The organism is Helicobacter sp. 11S02596-1 (assembly GCF_002272825.1).
GTDB lineage: Bacteria > Campylobacterota > Campylobacteria > Campylobacterales > Helicobacteraceae > Helicobacter_J.
Window position 1 is genome coordinate 75,464 of the sequence record NZ_MLAM01000002.1, and the last position, 17,499, is coordinate 92,962.

The 17,499-nt window shown below is 42.9% G+C and carries 13 protein-coding genes; 2 read left to right on the forward strand and 11 right to left on the reverse strand.

The window, feature by feature from the left end; genetic code table 11:
* Window positions 1-315: 315 nt before the first annotated feature.
* Entirely contained in the window at window positions 316-1,074 is a 759-nt protein-coding gene (gene cysE / locus BJI48_RS01750) for a serine O-acetyltransferase (RefSeq protein WP_095331221.1), read from the reverse strand.
* Entirely contained in the window at window positions 1,075-2,928 is a 1,854-nt protein-coding gene (gene speA, locus BJI48_RS01755) for an arginine decarboxylase (RefSeq protein WP_095331223.1), read from the reverse strand.
* 104 nt (window positions 2,929-3,032) lie between these two features.
* On the opposite strand from speA, the gene ybeY reads away from it, so the two are divergent.
* Entirely contained in the window at window positions 3,033-3,461 is a 429-nt protein-coding gene (gene ybeY, locus BJI48_RS01760; protein ID WP_095331225.1) for an rRNA maturation RNase YbeY, read from the forward strand.
* 130 nt (window positions 3,462-3,591) lie between these two features.
* Window positions 3,592-4,512 carry a cysteine synthase A gene (gene cysK / locus BJI48_RS01765; RefSeq protein ID WP_095331227.1) on the forward strand — a complete coding sequence of 307 codons (921 nt, stop codon included), beginning with the start codon at window positions 3,592-3,594 and terminating at the stop codon, window positions 4,510-4,512.
* Window positions 4,513-5,928: 1,416 nt separating this feature from the next.
* Here the strand turns inward: cysK and BJI48_RS01775 are convergent.
* The 9 genes from BJI48_RS01775 to ftsH form a co-directional block, all read right to left on the reverse strand.
* Window positions 5,929-6,957 carry an MraY family glycosyltransferase gene (locus tag BJI48_RS01775; protein ID WP_095331232.1) on the reverse strand — a complete coding sequence of 343 codons (1,029 nt, stop codon included), beginning with the start codon at window positions 6,955-6,957 and terminating at the stop codon, window positions 5,929-5,931.
* Between the two features lie 429 nt (window positions 6,958-7,386).
* On the reverse strand, window positions 7,387-8,052 hold the full coding sequence (locus tag BJI48_RS01780; RefSeq protein ID WP_095331234.1) for a metallophosphoesterase: 666 nt from the start codon (window positions 8,050-8,052) through the stop codon (window positions 7,387-7,389).
* Window positions 8,053-8,184: 132 nt separating this feature from the next.
* On the reverse strand, window positions 8,185-9,831 hold the full coding sequence (locus BJI48_RS01785) for an ABC transporter ATP-binding protein (RefSeq protein WP_095331236.1): 1,647 nt from the start codon (window positions 9,829-9,831) through the stop codon (window positions 8,185-8,187).
* On the reverse strand, window positions 9,828-10,031 hold the full coding sequence (locus BJI48_RS01790; RefSeq protein WP_095331238.1) for a copper ion binding protein: 204 nt from the start codon (window positions 10,029-10,031) through the stop codon (window positions 9,828-9,830). The genes BJI48_RS01785 and BJI48_RS01790 overlap by 4 nt, the downstream gene beginning before the upstream one ends.
* Before the next feature lie 2 nt (window positions 10,032-10,033).
* A complete protein-coding gene (locus BJI48_RS01795; protein WP_095331536.1) occupies window positions 10,034-12,409 on the reverse strand; it encodes a heavy metal translocating P-type ATPase in 2,376 nt (791 codons plus the stop codon).
* A 44-nt stretch (window positions 12,410-12,453) separates the two neighbouring features.
* Entirely contained in the window at window positions 12,454-14,001 is a 1,548-nt protein-coding gene (locus BJI48_RS01800; RefSeq protein ID WP_095331240.1) for a 2-isopropylmalate synthase, read from the reverse strand.
* A gap of 226 nt (window positions 14,002-14,227) precedes the next feature.
* On the reverse strand, window positions 14,228-14,932 hold the full coding sequence (gene pssA, locus BJI48_RS01805) for a CDP-diacylglycerol--serine O-phosphatidyltransferase (protein WP_095331242.1): 705 nt from the start codon (window positions 14,930-14,932) through the stop codon (window positions 14,228-14,230).
* On the reverse strand, window positions 14,929-15,540 hold the full coding sequence (locus BJI48_RS01810) for a phosphatidylserine decarboxylase (RefSeq protein ID WP_095331244.1): 612 nt from the start codon (window positions 15,538-15,540) through the stop codon (window positions 14,929-14,931). The genes pssA and BJI48_RS01810 overlap by 4 nt, the downstream gene beginning before the upstream one ends.
* A 3-nt stretch (window positions 15,541-15,543) precedes the next feature.
* Window positions 15,544-17,463, reverse strand: coding sequence for an ATP-dependent zinc metalloprotease FtsH (gene ftsH, locus BJI48_RS01815; RefSeq protein WP_095331246.1), 1,920 nt, complete (start codon window positions 17,461-17,463; stop codon window positions 15,544-15,546).
* Window positions 17,464-17,499: the final 36 nt, after the last annotated feature.

Genomic DNA, 17,499 nt, shown 5'->3' on the forward strand with positions numbered 1-17,499 from the left:
CTATGCTCCTATCGGAGCATAAACGCATCGCCGTGCGGAGCTACCAAAGACAAGCAGTTGTCTTTGACTTAACGCTCCTCCTCCTAAAGCAATCATCTCATCAGCCAAGCTACGCTTGTGCGTTCGAGATAGGTTTTAAAGGTGTTGGTTTGGGTAAAACCCGTTTTCGTTCCTAAAGTATGGGGTTATTCCCAGCTACCGCTGGTCATCAACTTGGGGCGGGCGGGCAAAGTTTCTAAGGTTTGGAAATCCTAATCTACCTACAAACCCAGCCCGCTACGCCTTGTCACCTCGCCCACTAAGGGGGTGGTAAGATTATAAAGTTTTCAAGAGATTTTGAAGTTCGGTGTCTTCTTCGATATTTTCGATACTTCCGGTGGTTTTTGGGTCGGTCTGTGCGGATTGCTCCCTGATGGTTTGTTCTAGCAAGCTGATTTTTTTGATGAGGCATTTGAAAAGCTCTTTATCGATGTCGGGGAGTTTTTGAATGGGCGTGTTTTCTTCTTTGGATTTGTCTTTGCTAAGCATACGTGCAGGAATCCCCACCGCCGTTGCACCGGCTGGGACATCTTTGATGACTACGGAGTTCGCACCGATTTTTGCATTTTCCCCGATGGTAATATTGCCCAATACCTTGGCACCCGCCCCCACGACGACGCCATTTTGGAGTGTGGGGTGGCGTTTGACCTTTTCCAAGCTCACCCCGCCTAAGCTCACGCCTTGATAAATCGTAACATCATCGCCGACCTCAGCTGTCTCGCCAATCACCACGCCAATGCCGTGATCGATAAACACCCGCCGCCCAATCTTGCAAGCAGGGTGGATGTCGATGTTGGTGAGGAATTGCGTAAATCCCATCAAAAGCCGTGCAAACACCTTGAACCCCCATAGATGGAGTTTGTGCGCGATACGATAATGCACGATAGCAAGCAATCCGGGGTAGTTGAAAAAAAGCTCGATTTTTGAATGGATAGCCGGGTCTTTTTTCAAAGGGACGCTAAAATCTTCTTTGATGAGACCAAACAGGCTGATTTGTTTATTTCCTCTGGTTTGGGGTTCTTTTGTCTGTGCCATTTAGTTTTTTTCGCCGTTTGCGATGGTTCGCAGATAGCCATTTTCGCTTAGCATAATATAGAGTTGCCCCAAGACTTCTTTTTTGGTTTCTTCATCGATGTCTTGATTGTCCTCGATTCTTTGTTTGAGGATTCGCTCGATTTCTTTGGTGTCATAATCCAAGTCATCAAGCACATCTAGGATGGTTTGGGCTTCTAGGAGGTTTTCAATCGCATAGCCTTTGTTGAGGTCATCATCAAACACCACGCTAAATTCTGTCGGGTGGGTGAAAAGATTGTGCCGCATTCCAAGCACCTCCTGATACGCCCCCACAAGGAAAAATCCCAAGAAATATTCTTCTTTGGTAACATCAACATCGTGCAAAAATAATGGCTTACTCGAATCAAACGCAATCTCCCCATCGCTATCACAGGTAATATCCCACAGGCTCGCACTGCGTGTGGGGCGGCGATTGAGCCTATCAAGGGGCATTACCGGAAAATTTTGCCCCAAGCCCCAATAATCGGGCAAACTCTGGAAAAATGAACAATTCAGCAAATAGCGTTCTTGGACTTGTTCTTGGATACGGATGATGTCATTGTGATTTTTATGCTTGAGGAGTTTGATGACTTTTTTGATGATAAGATGGACCAAAACCTCTGTGTTGCTCCTGTCTTGCAGATCGATATAACCTAGATCAAAGAGTGTGAGCAAGGATTCCATATGATCGAAGCTATCGTGGAGGTATTCGATGGCATTTTTTTCGCACATACTTTGATACAAATCGAGCATTTCCTCAATAAGGGGCGGGTTTTTTTCTTTGAGTTTGAGGGCTTTTTCATCATATTCTTGCGAAAACAACTCCAGCACTGGGGCAATGAGAACAGCGTGATTTGCAGAGATAAACCGCCCAGATTCGATGAAAATATCCGGCTCGAGTTCTTTTTTGTTTTTGACGATTTCTTTGAGCAAAAACACCACATCCCCGCTAAATTCGCTCAGCGTGTAGTTGCGGTTATTGTTGCCTTCGTGCTGGGTGTATTCTACAGCCAATCCCCCGCCGATATTGACACACGTGAGGTTTTTTGCCCCCATCTTACGGAGTTCTGCATAGATATTGCCCACCTCACGAATCGCTTTTTTTAGCGGGGAAATATCGCTGATTTGGCTACCAATATGGAAATGGATCATACTAAATTGCCCTAAAAGCTTGGAATCTTCAAGCAATTTCATCGCTTCAAGCAGTTCGGTGCTGGTGAGCCCAAATTTTGAATTAATCCCCCCGCTTTTTGCCCATATGCCTGTCCCTGTGCTATGCAATCGGATACGTAGCCCGATTTTTGGGTAGGGAGCACCCATTTCTTTGGCGACTTCGATGATGGTTTCAAGCTCGTTTAGCCCCTCAATGGTAAGCGTGATGTCGTGTCCCATATTCGCAGCGATAAAACCCAGACTAATCATTTCTTTGTCTTTGAAGCCATTGACCGTGATGGGGGAATTTTTGTTGGTATAAGCCATCGCAACGATGAGTTCGGATTTGCTCCCGGCTTCAAGCCCGTAGCATTGGTCTTGACTGCAGGCGACTAGTGGTAGGACAAAATTAGGCATTTGATTGACCTTGAGGGGAAAAACAGCTTTAAATTTGCCTTTGTATTTGTATTCTTGAATGGAATGCTTGAATGTAGAAAATATTTTTTCGATTTGTTTTTGGATGAGGTGCGGGAACCTTATAAGCAAAGGACCTTTGTAGCCTTTTTCTCTGACTTCGCTAACGATGTCGATGATAGCGGGCTTATTTTTGTGATTGACCTTGACGACACCATCATCGATAATAAAATCATCACTTGACCAGAATTTGATTCCATAATCAACCATAAACATTCCTTGAATAAAATCTGATTTTAGGGTTAAATTATAGCACTTATTTTGGATGCGAACACGCAGTTTGTATTACCAACAAATCATATCAATGGAATGAAATGCTAGAAATCAGCAACCAAACCCAAGACATTTTTGATGGCGAACTTTTTAATCAAATCGCCCATCATCTAAGCCCCAAAGACATCGAGCTTGTGCTTGCAGGTGATGAGGAGGTTTTGGAGCTAAACAAAACATTTCGTGCGAAAAATAAAACCACCGATGTGCTAAGCTTCCCATTTTCGGATATGGGGATTGTTGGGGTGGATTTGCCATTAGGCAGTGTGGTGATTAATGTCGATATGGCAAAAAGGATGGCAAAAAAACTCGGGCATTGCGTGGAGTTTGAGATTGCTTTGTTGCTTATCCACGGGATTTTGCACCTTTTGGGTTATGATCACGAAAACGACACGGGCGAACATCGCGATAAAGAAGAAGCGCTGATAGCTTATTTTGGATTACCCCCGAGTTTGATTGTTAGAAATCAATAATGCCGATTGTTTTCTGGAATGGTTAGGCATTGCTTAATATTGATTTATTATAGTTTTAGATAAAATTATTAATAGAATTGAGAAATAATTTTATCCTTAGTGTGGAAAAGATTTAAGAGTGAGGTAAAAAATGAAAACGGCACGATCGGTATTGGATATGATTGGCAATACGCCACTTTTGGAATTGCGAAAAATTTCTGCGAAATATGGGGCGAATATCTTTGGGAAATGCGAGTTTATCAATCCCAACAGCTCGGTAAAAGACAGGATTGCTTGGTATATGATTAAAAATGCTTTGGAAGAAAAACGCATCAGCCTTAGCACCGTTTTGATCGAACCTACAAGCGGGAATACAGGCATTGGTATGGCTTCTGTATGTGCGTCTTTGGGGATAAAGCTGGTATTGACAATGCCCGCTTCAATGAGCGTGGAACGCCGTAAATTGATGGCAATGCTAGGTGCGCATATTGAGCTTACCGATCCGGCAAAAGGGATGAGCGGGGCTGCGCAAAGGGCATTTGAGCTTGCTGATGAGATTGAGGATTCATTTATTTTGCAGCAGTTTCAAAATCCTGACAATCTCAAAGCCCATCGGGAGACCACAGCAAAAGAAATCATCGAGGCGTTAGATGGCGAGATTGATGTTTTTGTTGCGGGTGTTGGGACGGGTGGGACACTCACCGGCGTGGGTGAAGTGCTCAAGGAACGAAATCCTAATGCCAAGCTGTTTGCCTTAGAGCCGACCCTCTCGCCTGTGCTTTCTGGTGGCAAGCCCGGAGCGCACAAGATTCAGGGCATTGGTGCGGGTTTTGTCCCAAAAATCCTCAATACAAGCCTTTATGAGGAGGTTTTGCAGGTGGAGACTCAAGACGCTTATGCCTTTGTTTCTGAAGCAGCAAAATCTGAAGGTATCTTGATAGGGATTTCTTCAGGAGCAAACCTATGGGCAGCCACGCAACTTGCTAAGAGATTCCCGGGTAAAAATATCGTTACAATGCTGTGTGATACTGCGGAGCGGTATCTTAGCACGGAGCTATTTGCCGAAGAATAGCCCGGGCTTGATAGAAAAATTTACCCGCTAGCTCCCTGAATGGATACGATGACAAAGCGTAGCTGGATTTGGCTTGATAGCAATTCCAGACTTCAAACCTATGAAACTTATCTCGAACGCACAAGCTCCGCTTGGCTGACGAGATGATTACTTTAGGAGCGAACACGGGTTTTACCCGTGCAAGCGGTCTTCAGATTCAGTTTAAAGAACTGAATTGAGTAAAAACCTATAAAACTGGGTTGATAACGAAGTGCAACGCACGCCGTTATAACCCTATTCTTTAGGAGCGAAGCAAGATTTCACATCTTGCGGAGTGGTCTTTAGATTCAGTTTTTCAAACTGAATCGAGTAAAACATAATGAAAACCAAGTAAAAACAACACAAATCAAGGCAATAATATTCTAGTAATTTTACTTATGGTCTTTTGATAAATCAAACCCGATATAAGCAATCAACCCAAAAACCATCACCAGCATAATTATAAAAATGATTGCATTCAATACCATCATAAACCCCCTAGACTTTTGATTTTGTTGATTATCGACCTATGAAAATAAATAACGATAAGCGTTAAAGCAACCATAGCACTAACAATAATGATTATCTTAAAAATGCTTAACCTATCAAAATTTACAAAAAAATAACTTACCATACCAAATAAAGCCACAATAAAAATACTGATAAATGTCCTAAGATATGCGATTTCTTCTTTTATCTGCGCTTCCAACAGAACTCCTTTTTCATTCTGGAACGGATTATACCACAGCTAAATCGCTCTTTTTTTATGCTATTTTTATATCATCATTGCCAGGAAAAAACCTTAGAAATTTATCTCGAACGCACAGCCTCTGGTTTTGACCCACCCATCCAAGTGTGAGATGATTACTTTAGGAGGAGGAGCGTTAAAAAAGCCAACTGCTTGGCTTTGGTAGCTCCGCACGGCGATGCGTTTATGCGACCTTAAGGAGCATAGCATACGACAAAAGCGGGTTTTACTGCCCGCAGTGGTTTTCAGGTTTGTTTTAACAAACCGAGTAAAACATAATGTTTTAAAACCGCATTGTTTATTTTTTCATAGCCTTACCGCTAATTATTGTTTCTTATACTAGCTAGAAGGGGGAATGGGGGGCTGACTTGCGAAGCGCCCCCCGTTTCCCCCTTAACCCCGCCTCCCCCTGCACGCCCCCTTAGTAGGTCAGATGACAGGGCGTAGTTGGCTTTGGTTTGCTAGTGGATAGGATTTAAAAACCTTAGAAACTGGGTTGATGACCAGCGGTAGCTGGGAATAACCCTAAGCTTTAGGAATGGAGCAGAGTTTCACTCTGCGGAATGGTCTTCAGATTCAGTTTCTAAAAACTGAATCGAGTAAAAAATAGATGAGCCGGTCTTCAGGTTTGCCAAAAAGGCAAACCGAGTTTATTTAATAGAAGCACTCAAAACAAAATAAATCCCGCTATACACCACCACAAAAACACCACAAAGCCCGATAAGCACCCACGCTTCGTGCATAAAAACCACTGCAAGCACCATAAAAGGGAGATTCAAAAGCCATATCAAAACGGCGGTGAGCGGGTTGTCTTGAACCTTTTGATAGATAAGCGTATGGAGGTGCTTGCCATCAGGTTGCATTGCAGATTGTTTTTGAAGCCTCCTGCGAATGATAGAAAATACCACCTCCCACACAGGATAAATCATCACCAAAAGCCCAAACCAAGCCGAAATTCCCCTATCGCTTTGTGAGAGGATTGCGAGCAAAATCGCTAGGATGAATCCAAGCATATACGCCCCGCCATCGCCCAAGAATATCTTGCCTTTGGGAAAATTTAGTGCCAAAAAACCCAATGTCGCCCCAAGCCCGACGACACAAACCCACAAAACAAACATATCGCCCGCTCCCGCAATGCCAATAGCGACAAACGCCATCGCACAAATCCCCCCAGCCAAGCCGTTGAAGCCATCGATGATATTGATGGCATTACAAACCCCTACAATCCCAAAAAGACTAAAAGCAACCCCCACCCCATAGGGCAAAATAACGACAGGGGAAAGGTCGGTGATAACCACGCCCATCCCAAACACGCCTACGCCCACGCCTACTAGCTGGATAAAAAGCCGGGCTTTGGGGCTAAGCGAGGCAGAAAAATCCTCCATCAAACCGCTAAAAAAAATAATCGCTAGCCCAGCAAGAAAATAGAGGCTTGCGGGCGTGTGCTCCAATCCTGCTAAGCCCACCAAAACGAAACTCAAAAATATGCCAATACCCCCTGATCGTGGTGTGGGGGCGAAATGGAATCTTTGGGGCTTGGCACTATCGGCGGTGTCGATAAAAATGCGGAATTTTTTTGATAGAAAAATCACTATCAAAGAACTCACAAGCGAAATCAAAAATCCCGCCACGCCTATTTGTGCTAGTATTTCTAAGCTGGTATGTTTTGGAAATTCCATCGATTGCCTTTTGTCATTTTTTTATTCGATTCACGTTGTGAATCTGGAGACCGCTTTTTGGAGGCAAAGCCCCCAAACGCTCCTAAAGTAACCATTTCATACCCAAGCGTTGCTTGGGTATTGGAAATAAGTTTCTAAGGTTTTTATTATACAAACTCGGTTTGACAAATCAAACCTGAAGACCATTCCGCAGAGTGAAACTCTGCTCCATTCCTAAAGTTATTGGGTTATTCCGTGCTTTGCACGTCATCAACCCAGTTTCATAGGTTTTTACTCAATTCAGTTCTTTAAACTGAATCTGAAGACCGCTTTTTGGAGGCAAAGCTTCTTGGAATGGTCTTAGGATTTGCCCTGCAAATTCTAACCTTTATAGATTGCTTTCCAAAAGCCCCAAAAACCAGCCTCCAAAATCAGTCTCAAAAAATAAGCTTACGGGCGCAGTGAAAGCACATCAGCAATCCTCAGAGGCACAAATCCAATATTCTCCGCACTAACATTGAGACAAAAAGGGTTTTTGGTGTTTTTGGAATGCGTATGCCCGTGGATATTGAGCGAGCAATCACACATCTTGTATAAATCATCAAGCACATCCCGTGTAAAGGCATAGCGATCGTTTTTCTTTCTATCCATCACGGGAAAATGGCTAAACATTATCCGTTCGGTAGCCAAATCAATAACAATCGCATTGAGTAATTCATCTTTTAGAGCGTCTTTGCCCCATTTGGTTGCTAGTTTTTTAAGGATTTTTTTCTTATTTTCTATCTTGAGCTTGATTTTTTTGCAAATACTCCAATCATCAAAATCCTCTAAGCGGGTATATTTTTTCAAGTCATTATTCCCTACCAGTAGGCGTTTGTTGCCCGAAAGCTCCAAAAGGTATCGCCAACCATCTTTGAAATACAAATCCCCTAAATGCAAGATATTGTCATTTTTGCCCACGACGGCATTCCACGATGAGACACTATAAGTATCAAAATCCTTGAATCCATTTTGCTTGGCAACTTGGTGGCGTAAGGGCTCTTTTTTCAAGACAGCTTTATGCCCAAAATGCGTATCTGAGATGACAAAGGTATCCAAATTGAGGTGAAACTTCATTATTTTTTGTCTTTAAAATAAAATTTTCGCATTTTAATAGGTTTTTCTTGAATCCCACCTAAACAAATTCCCATCCACCAGCACCCAAGCGCTTTTAAAAATATTCAAAAACTTGAAAAATGCCAAGAAACGTTAAGAAACCCGCACGATCTTGCCATCTTCAAAATGATAAACCTTATCGGCAAGCTCGATAGTGCTGGGGCGATGGGCAATCAAAATGATGATTTTATCCTCCCTGATAGTAGCGATCGTATTTTTGATGGCTTCTTCTGTTTTGGCATCAAGGGCTGAAGTTGCCTCATCAAGAATCAAAACCTCAGGATTTTTGTAAATCGCCCGAGCAATCGCAATCCTTTGGCGTTGCCCGCCACTAAGATTTGCCCCAAACTCATCTAATATCGTATCAATGCCATCAGGAAGCGAGGATACAAAATCCCACGCTTGGGCTTTTTTGAGACTAGTGATGACCTTTTCTTCATCGATTTGTTTGCCATAAGCGACATTAGCAGCGATACTATCATTGAATATAAAAATCCTCTGCGTTACGATAGCGACATTATCACGCACGCTTTCTTGGGTATAATCGCCCAGCTCAACGCCATTGATACAGATCTTCCCCCCGCTAGGCTCATAAAGACGCAACATCAAATTCACTAGCGAGCTTTTCCCACTCCCGCTTTTTCCCACAAATGCCACGATTTGATTTTTGAAAATCTCCAAACTCACGCCATTTAAAGCCGGTGTGCCACTATAATGCAAAGAAACATTTTCAATAGCAATGGACTGGACAGGAGGCTTGAGGTGTTTGTTGCCATCATTAATACTGGGCTTTTTATCTAAGATTTCAAATATCCTATCCCCAGCCACCAATGCTTCTTGCCACGCAGAAGCGATACCTACCAAACGCTTGATGGGTGTGTAGAGCATAAAAAGTGCGGTGATAAATGAAAAAAATGCTCCCGCTGTCATTCTGCCTGCAATCACCTCGCTCCCGCCGAGATAAATCACAAATGCGATGGCAATCGAACCCAAAAACTCCATCAAAGGTGAAGATAATTGCCCAATTATCGTGCCTTTCAGCCCTAATCTAAAAAATTTGTAATTTTCTTCATTGAAATTTTTATTTTCCAATTTTTCGCCATTGCTCGCCTTGATGATTTCGATATTGTTAAATATCTCAGAAAGTTTTGCGGTAATATCAGAATTTTTTTCCTGATTGAGACGGGATATTTTTTTGATTTTTTTGATAATCCGAGAAAGCGGGTAGATCGCCAATGGCATAATCACAAGACCGACGACTGCGAGCTTGGGGCTTTGATAAATCACCACACCAATGAGGCAAATAACCGTGAGTAGCTCACGCACAAATTCAGCCAGATAGTTTGACACACTCGCTCGGATCAAGCCAATATCATTCGTTATGCGAGCGATCAGCTCCCCACTGCGCATTTTATTGAAAAATTCCATCTCTAATTTCAAGAGATGCCCTAACATTTGATCGCGAATCTTTCTGACAATATCCAAACCAATATAACTCATAAAATACGTCTGGATATACATCCCTAAGCTTTTTCCTAGATAGGCAGCGACAACCAAAAATGGCAATATCACCAGCATTTGCGTGTCTTTTTTGATAAAAATATCATCCAAAACCGGCTTGACCAAATAAGTGCCCCAAGCCGTGCAAACAGCGGTGAGGATCGTTGCTAAAAACGCAATAAAAAAATAAACATAATAATCTCTAACATAAGGCAAAAATCTTCTCAAAAACCGCTTCATTGATCGACTTCATATCCGGCATCACCGATGGCTTCAATGATGGCTTTTTCACTAGCAGGGGCCTGGAAGCTAACGCTAACGATTTTTTGGTCCAAATCGACATCGATATGGCTGACCCCATCAATTTCCCCGATAAATTTTTCTATCTTATCAACACAATGAGAACAACTCATCCCAAGAACACGAAATTCTTTTTGCATTTTTACTCCTTGAATCTAAAACCTCTTAGCCTTTGGGCATTAAAAACAACGCTAAGGCTACTCAAACTCATCGCCAAAGAAGCGATCATTGGGTTGAGTAAAATGCCCGCCCCATAGGCAACCCCACAGGCTAAGGGTATGGAAACCACATTATAGCAAAAAGCCCAGAATAGATTTTCTTTGATATTTTTTATCGTTGCACGGCTCAGAGAAATCGCATTAATGACCGATCGGATATCATCGTTAAATGCGACAATATCACTCGCTTGGATACTCACATCGCTCCCTTTTCCCATCGCTAGGGAAATATCAGCCAAAGCCAACGCAGGGGCGTCATTCATCCCATCGCCTACCATCATCACGATTTCGTTTTGATTTTTTAGGGATTGGATTTTTTCGAGCTTGTCATTGGGCTTAGCGTGTGCGATCGCCTCATCGACTTCAAGCTCATCAGCGATTGTCTGGACATTAGACATTTTATCGCCACTCAAAAGGATGGTTTTTAGCCCCATCGCCTTGATGGTAGCGATGGTTTTTTTGGTATGGGGTTTGAGGGCGTCTTTGAGGATGATAGCACCCAAAAGCCTGTCTTGGTTTTTTGTATCTTGAGTTGTCATTTCTGTGGTCCCAGTTTCGCCCACCAAAACAACGATACCATCGGTTTGGGTAATTCTAGCAACCTGATGGGAAACAGCGGGGTTTTCAAAACAAAAACTTTCTTCATTGCCAAGCTTGATACGTTTTTGCCCGATCGTAGCTGTGATACCATAGCCTGATTTTGCCTCAAAATCTTTGCCAACCTCAGGCTCGATATGGTGTTCCTTAGCGTATTTGACGATGGATTTGGCGATGATATGCTCGCTACCGAGTTCCACACCACTTGCAAGTGCGATGATGTCTTCTTTGGTTTTGCTCGTATCAAAAACCACGATCTCATCTAGCACGGGCGCACCAACACTCAAGGTGCCAGTTTTATCAAACACCACCGCAGTAACTTTCTGGGTATTTTCTAGTGATTTGGCATTTTTGAAAAATATACCCCCATCAGCTGCCCTACCGCCCCCTACCATAATCGCCATTGGTGTAGCAAGACCCAATGCGCACGGGCAAGAAATCACCAACACCGAAACAAAAATCTCTAAAGCAAAACCAAAATCCCCAAGTTGCCCCCACCAAAAAATCCCTGCTAATGTTGCAATAATCATCACGATAGGCACAAAAATTGCCGAAACCCTATCAGCAATCCTAGCAATGGGTGCTTTGCTCCCTTGAGCATTTTCAATCATCTCAATAATCCTATAAAGCGTGCTGTCTTTGCTTGATTTTAAAGCCCGCATCAAAAACGCCCTATCGGTGTTGATAGTCCCAGAATACACCGCTTGACCCAAACGCTTCCATACCGGCAACGCTTCACCCGTTAGCATTGATTCATCGATATTCGCCTCACCTTGCGTGATGATCCCATCAACAGGGATATGGCTTCCGGGAAGCACCTTGATAATATCCCCTGCGACAATCGTATCGCTTGGGATTTCTAATACCTCATCCCCTTTTGCGCCATTTCCTTTGGTGGCTTGAATTTTTAAAGCCGTTTGACTCACACAAGACACGAGGCGTTTTATCGCATCGTTTGAACGAATTTTTGAACGCTCTTCAATCATCTTGCCGAGCAACACAAAAACAATAATCACACACACGCTCTCAAAATAAAACCCATCATAATGCCTAGTGCTAACCCCATCTACCCCGATAAATAGCTTGATAAGCAAATACAGGCTATAAATAAACGCACTGCCGGTGCCGATAGTGATGAGGGTGTCCATATTGGGATGTCTGCCTATAAGCGTGCCTATACCCCTAAAATAAAAATCACGCCCCATATGCATTACCACCAGCGTAAAAAGCAACTGCAAAACCCCATTGGTTTTGGGGTCTTGCAAAATTTCTGGGACCAGATGGGGAAAAAACATCGCAAACATCGATAAATAAAGAACCCCGAGCGTAAAAACAATCGAGAAAATCACTTTTATTTTGGGGGTCAAAAATGACGATGAAAATGGCAGGAACAAAAATGGCAAAAATCCTTTTTTTGCTTGGGGTGAGTTTGTAAATCGGGTTTGTAAATCTTGTGGATTCTCTCGATTTTCCCCATTCCATCGATTTTCTGGCAGCAGGCTTGCGGCATAGCCCATCTTGGCAATATGAGCAAACACATCTTCTAAACTGCCTTGTGTCTCATCATAAGTGATTTTTGCCGTTTTTGAAAGGAGATTTACCTCGATACTACAAACAAATTCCTTTCGCCCCACTGCCCGCTCAATACCACTAGAACACGCCGCACAGCTCATCCCCTCGATAATAAATCTCTCCGTTTTCATCATCACCCCATTTTTGCTTTTTGGCTTCACAGCCAAGATTTAGTTTAGGTATTTTCCTTAGGAGATGATTTTAGCAAATCTTTCATACTCAAATAACTATTGAGGGCAGATACATACGCTTTTGCTGTGGCACTCATCGTATCAAGATCAATGCCGTGTCCCATAATCGCAGGTTTATTCGCTTCAAACACCACCCGCACGACCACCTTTGCTAATGCGTCTTTCCCACTACTGACAGATTCGACCTGATAATCTTTGAGATTGCCTGTGATTCCTGTGATACGATCGATACTTTTGAGGATACTATCGACACTGCCATTACCCAACGCACAATCGCTATAGGCAACGCCATCTTTGGTGATACTCACAACCGCACAATATTTACCTGCAGAACTCGCACTGATTTGGGTGAGCTCAAGGGCAAAAACTTGCGGTATATGCGTGGTTTCTTCGTTTAAAATCGCACGAATATCATCATCAAAGACTTGTTTTTTGCTATCACAAAGGACCTTAAACCTCTCAAATGCCTTGTTGAGCTCCTCATCATCTACGCTAAATCCTAGCGATTTTATCTTATCCCTAAAGGCCGCTCTGCCTGAATGCTTGCCAAGCACCAATGTGTTATTTTGGATAATCCCCACATCAGCAGGCTTGATGATCTCATAGGTTTGGGGATTTTTGAGCATACCATCTTGATGGATACCGCTTTCGTGAGCAAAGGCATTTTGCCCTACGATAGCTTTATTTGGCTGGGGTTTGATACCGGTAACATCAGCTACAAGCTTGGAGGTCGGGTAGATTTCTTGGGTTGTGATCCTTGTATCCAAGCCATTAAAAAGCTCTTTTCTGGTTTTTAAAATCATCACCACTTCTTCAAGTGCGGTATTGCCCCCACGCTCCCCTAGTGCATTGATGGTGCATTCAACCTGCCTCGCACCATTTTGAACCCCAGCGATGGAATTTGCCACTGCCAAGCCCAAATCATCGTGGCAATGCACGGACAAAACAATGCCTTGTTGGGTCAAATACGAAAATTCAGCGATGATTTTTCCCATTTCTTCTGGCAAAGCATAGCCAACGGTATCGGGGAGATTTAGCGTGGTTGCCCCAGCCTCGACTACGGCAGTAAGGATTTCTTTCAAAAAGCCCATATCACTCCGTGAAGCGTCCTCACAGCTAAACTGGATATCGCTCGCTAATGTCTTGGCATAAGCGATGGCATTCACCGCACGTTTGATAACCTCATCAGGCTTCATTTTTAGCTTGTATTCCATATGGATATTAGAAGTAGCGATAAAAATATGAAGCCGTTTGGATTGAGCGGATTTGAGGGCTTGGGCTGCACTCCAAATGTCTTTTTCAACCGCACGGCACAAAGAACAAATCGTGCTTGTTTTTATGACTTGTGAAATCCTCTCAATCGCTTCAAAATCTCCCGGGCTCGAAGCGGCAAACCCCGCTTCAATCACATCAACGCCCAATCTCTCAAGTTGTTTGGCGACTTTTATCTTTTCTTCGATATTCATCGAAGCACCCGGGCTTTGCTCGCCATCTCGCAATGTGGTATCAAAAATCTTAATCATTTCAGACATTAGTTATCCTTTAGTTTATTTTTTATGGTGAATATAGGTAATTTATTGGGTATAAGGGTGAGGCTACTAAAAGCCCAGAAGGAGGGTGGAGTGAATTTTCTTGCTACAATGATACGTGATTTGCATACAGATTCTCATTGATTTGCCTTGTTTTGGACTCACTCCTAGATTTTTCAAGTGTATCTTTTATTTTCTTAAATACGGCTTTGATTTAAGATGAATAATTTTAAATTTTTTTAACAAACATTTTGCCAATCAAAAATAACCAACGCAAAATCCCATAAAGGGCATAAAATGTCATACAAATACTTAAAACCTCGCGAGGTCTGAGGAACGCAATCGCTAGAAAAATCAAAAGTATCACGAAAGATTTCAGATTCCATTTGATTTTTTTAAAGCTCGGGTAGCGGATATTGCTCACCATCAAGATACTCAAAACAAAGGTGGCTATGAGTATCACATAGCCGTATTCCACACCAAAAATGCCATACTGGATGTCAATGAGTATCCACAACACGACCAAAACAGCTGCTGATGGGATAGGCAAGCCGATAAAAGAGTTTGGTTCCGCATCGGGGGTGGCGATATTAAATCGTGCCAATCGGATCGCACCAAAAATAACAAACAAAGCCGACACGATAACGCCATACCTGCCATATTCCCCACCGATATAAAAATACAATAACATCGCAGGGGCAACACCAAAAGCAATGACATCTGCAAGCGAATCAAACTCCACGCCAAACTTGCTGGTGGTGCGTGTCATCCTCGCTACTCGCCCATCAAGCCCATCTAAAACCATCGAAGCTATAATCAACCAACAAGACCACTCAAACATCGCATTGGAAGAAAACATAATACTCACAACGCCCAAAAAAATGCTCCCAGCCGTAAAGAGGTTTGGGAGTGCGTATAACGGGTTGATATTCATTTGATATATCCTATTAAAGTTTGTCCGCCTTTGATTTTATCACCAATATTGACCTTGATGTCCAAAAGCTTTGCGGGGAATCGAAGCTCCAAGCGACCCAGCTTCATAAAGCCCATCCGATCATTGATGGTGCAATGGGTTTTTTCATAAAACGTTGCTGAAGAAAATATTTCAGGAAAAAGCTCCATTTCAAAACAATGCTGGGCTTGAGAAGAAAAGGTTATCTTTGTATTGAGGGCATTTTTGAGTTCTTCTTGGCAATATCTCAAAAAAAGCCCACTTTTTTTGCAAACCTCATAGCTCACAATATCGCTAGGCGCTCTGATAATCCCCACATCGAGCCAATCGACTGCAATACAAATATGTAACCTATCAGCGTGTGCAGAAATTTTCTCGATCTTACCATCAATAGGGGCCAACACGATGGGGTTAAACCTATCATCGGGAAGTCTTTCGGGATTTCTAAATGCAAAAAGCCACAAAAGTAGGCATAAAAAAGACAAAAAGATCAGCAATCCCCAGTCCAACCATAAAAAAACCAAAAACAAAACCAAAAGGACGATTGCTCCCTTATAGCCCTCTTTTGCGATGATTTGCGTGCTTGTCATTTTTTAGTTCTCTTCAATATTGACCAATCTTGTAGGTAGATTGTTGTGGGTTTCATAATCAGCGATGATTTCTCGCACCCTCGCCCCATCAATAACTTCTTTTTCAAATAATTCTTGGACCATTTTTTCGATAGCTTCTTGATAATCACTCAACGTTTGCTTGACGTGAATGTAGCGCTCATCGAGTGTTTTTTTGATGAAATTATCCATATTTTCAGCTGTTTTTTCGCTAAATTCGCGCGCACTCCCCAAGCCCCCACCAAGAAACGCATTTCTTGGCTTTTCTAAAACCATCAAACCGCTTACATCTGTCATCCCATAATAGCTCACCATTGATTTGATAATATCTGTCGCCCGCTCCAAATCATTGCTTGCCCCTGTGGAGATTTCACCCAAAAAGACTTCTTCTGCGGCACGACCACCGAGCAAAACGTCGATTTCAGCAATGAGTTCGTGTTTTTGCATTAGGTATTTGTTTTCTTCGGGGGTATTGAGGGTATAGCCTAGTGCTGCCATCCCTCGTGGGATGATAGAAACTTTATTCACCCGAGCAGAACCCTCTGTCATTTCCGAGATCACAGCGTGCCCGCTTTCGTGATAAGCGACAATCTTTTTTTCTTTGGGCGAAATACGGCGAGACTTTTTCTCTAATCCTGCAATGCCCCGCTCAACGGCTTCTTTGAGATGTTTTTGGCTGACTTCTTTTTGATTAGCTCTCCCAGCAAGGAGTGCTGCTTCATTGATAATATTTGCCAAATCCGCACCCGCAAGCCCGGCAGTGAGCTTGGCAATCTCTTGTAAATCGACATCACGGGCTAGTTTTACCGATTTGATATGGACCTTTAAAATCTCGACCCTGCCGTTAAAATCAGGTTTATCGACCAAAACTTGCCTGTCAAATCGCCCCGGTCTTAGCAACGCAGGATCAAGGACTTCGGGTCGATTAGTCGCAGCCAGCACGATGACAGGGGCGTTTTCTGAACCAAATCCATCCATTTCAGCCAAAAGCTGGTTGAGCGTTTGCTCCCGCTCATCATTCCCGCTAATCATCCCACCGGCAGCCCGAGATTTTCCAATCGCATCAATCTCATCGATGAATATAATGCTGGGGGCTTCTTTTTTTGCCATTTCAAACAAATCCCGCACCCGACTTGCCCCAAGCCCGACAAACATCTCAATAAAACTACTCCCACTCATTGAAAAAAACGGCACATTCGCCTCGCCTGCCACAGCTTTTGCCAAGAGCGTTTTACCGGTGCCCGGAGGCCCTACGAGCAAAACACCTTTGGGGATTTTTGCTCCCAAAGAAGCGTATCTATCGGGGTATTTGAGAAAATCCACAATCTCAACAACCTCTTCTTTTGCTTCTTCATTGCCTGCCATATCATCAAATTTGACCTTTGGTTTCTCTGCATTCACGAGCTTTTTGGAGCTTCCCATCCCAAAAAAACCCCCGCCCATATTTTTTTGCATCCGATTTGCCATAAACATCCACAATCCCAAGATGATAAAGACCGGAAGCAACCAACTCAAGATCTCTGTAAAGAAATTCGACTCGCTAAACCCACTATATTCGATTTTTTGATCATCGAGCAATGGCACTAAGGATGGGTCAGCGACCTTTTTGGCAACATAGATTATTTTTTGCCCATTTGCCCCTTTCCCGACGGCTTTTACAAGGGTTTGCCCGATACTTACAGAGCTGACTTCTTTGTCTTTGATGAGCTGTTTAAAATCATAATAATTAATATTTTTTGTGCTACTAGCCCCAAAACGATCTGCTAATCCGCCATCTTCAGGACTCATAATACGAAAAGCAATCAACGCAACCACGACAAAGATAATAAACAATACCACGGGATTTTGATTGAATGGTTTTTTATTGTTTGGATTATTGGGATTTTGGTTGTTGTTTTGTGCCATCTTTTCCTCGTTTTTTGAATTTTAGGGTCAATTATA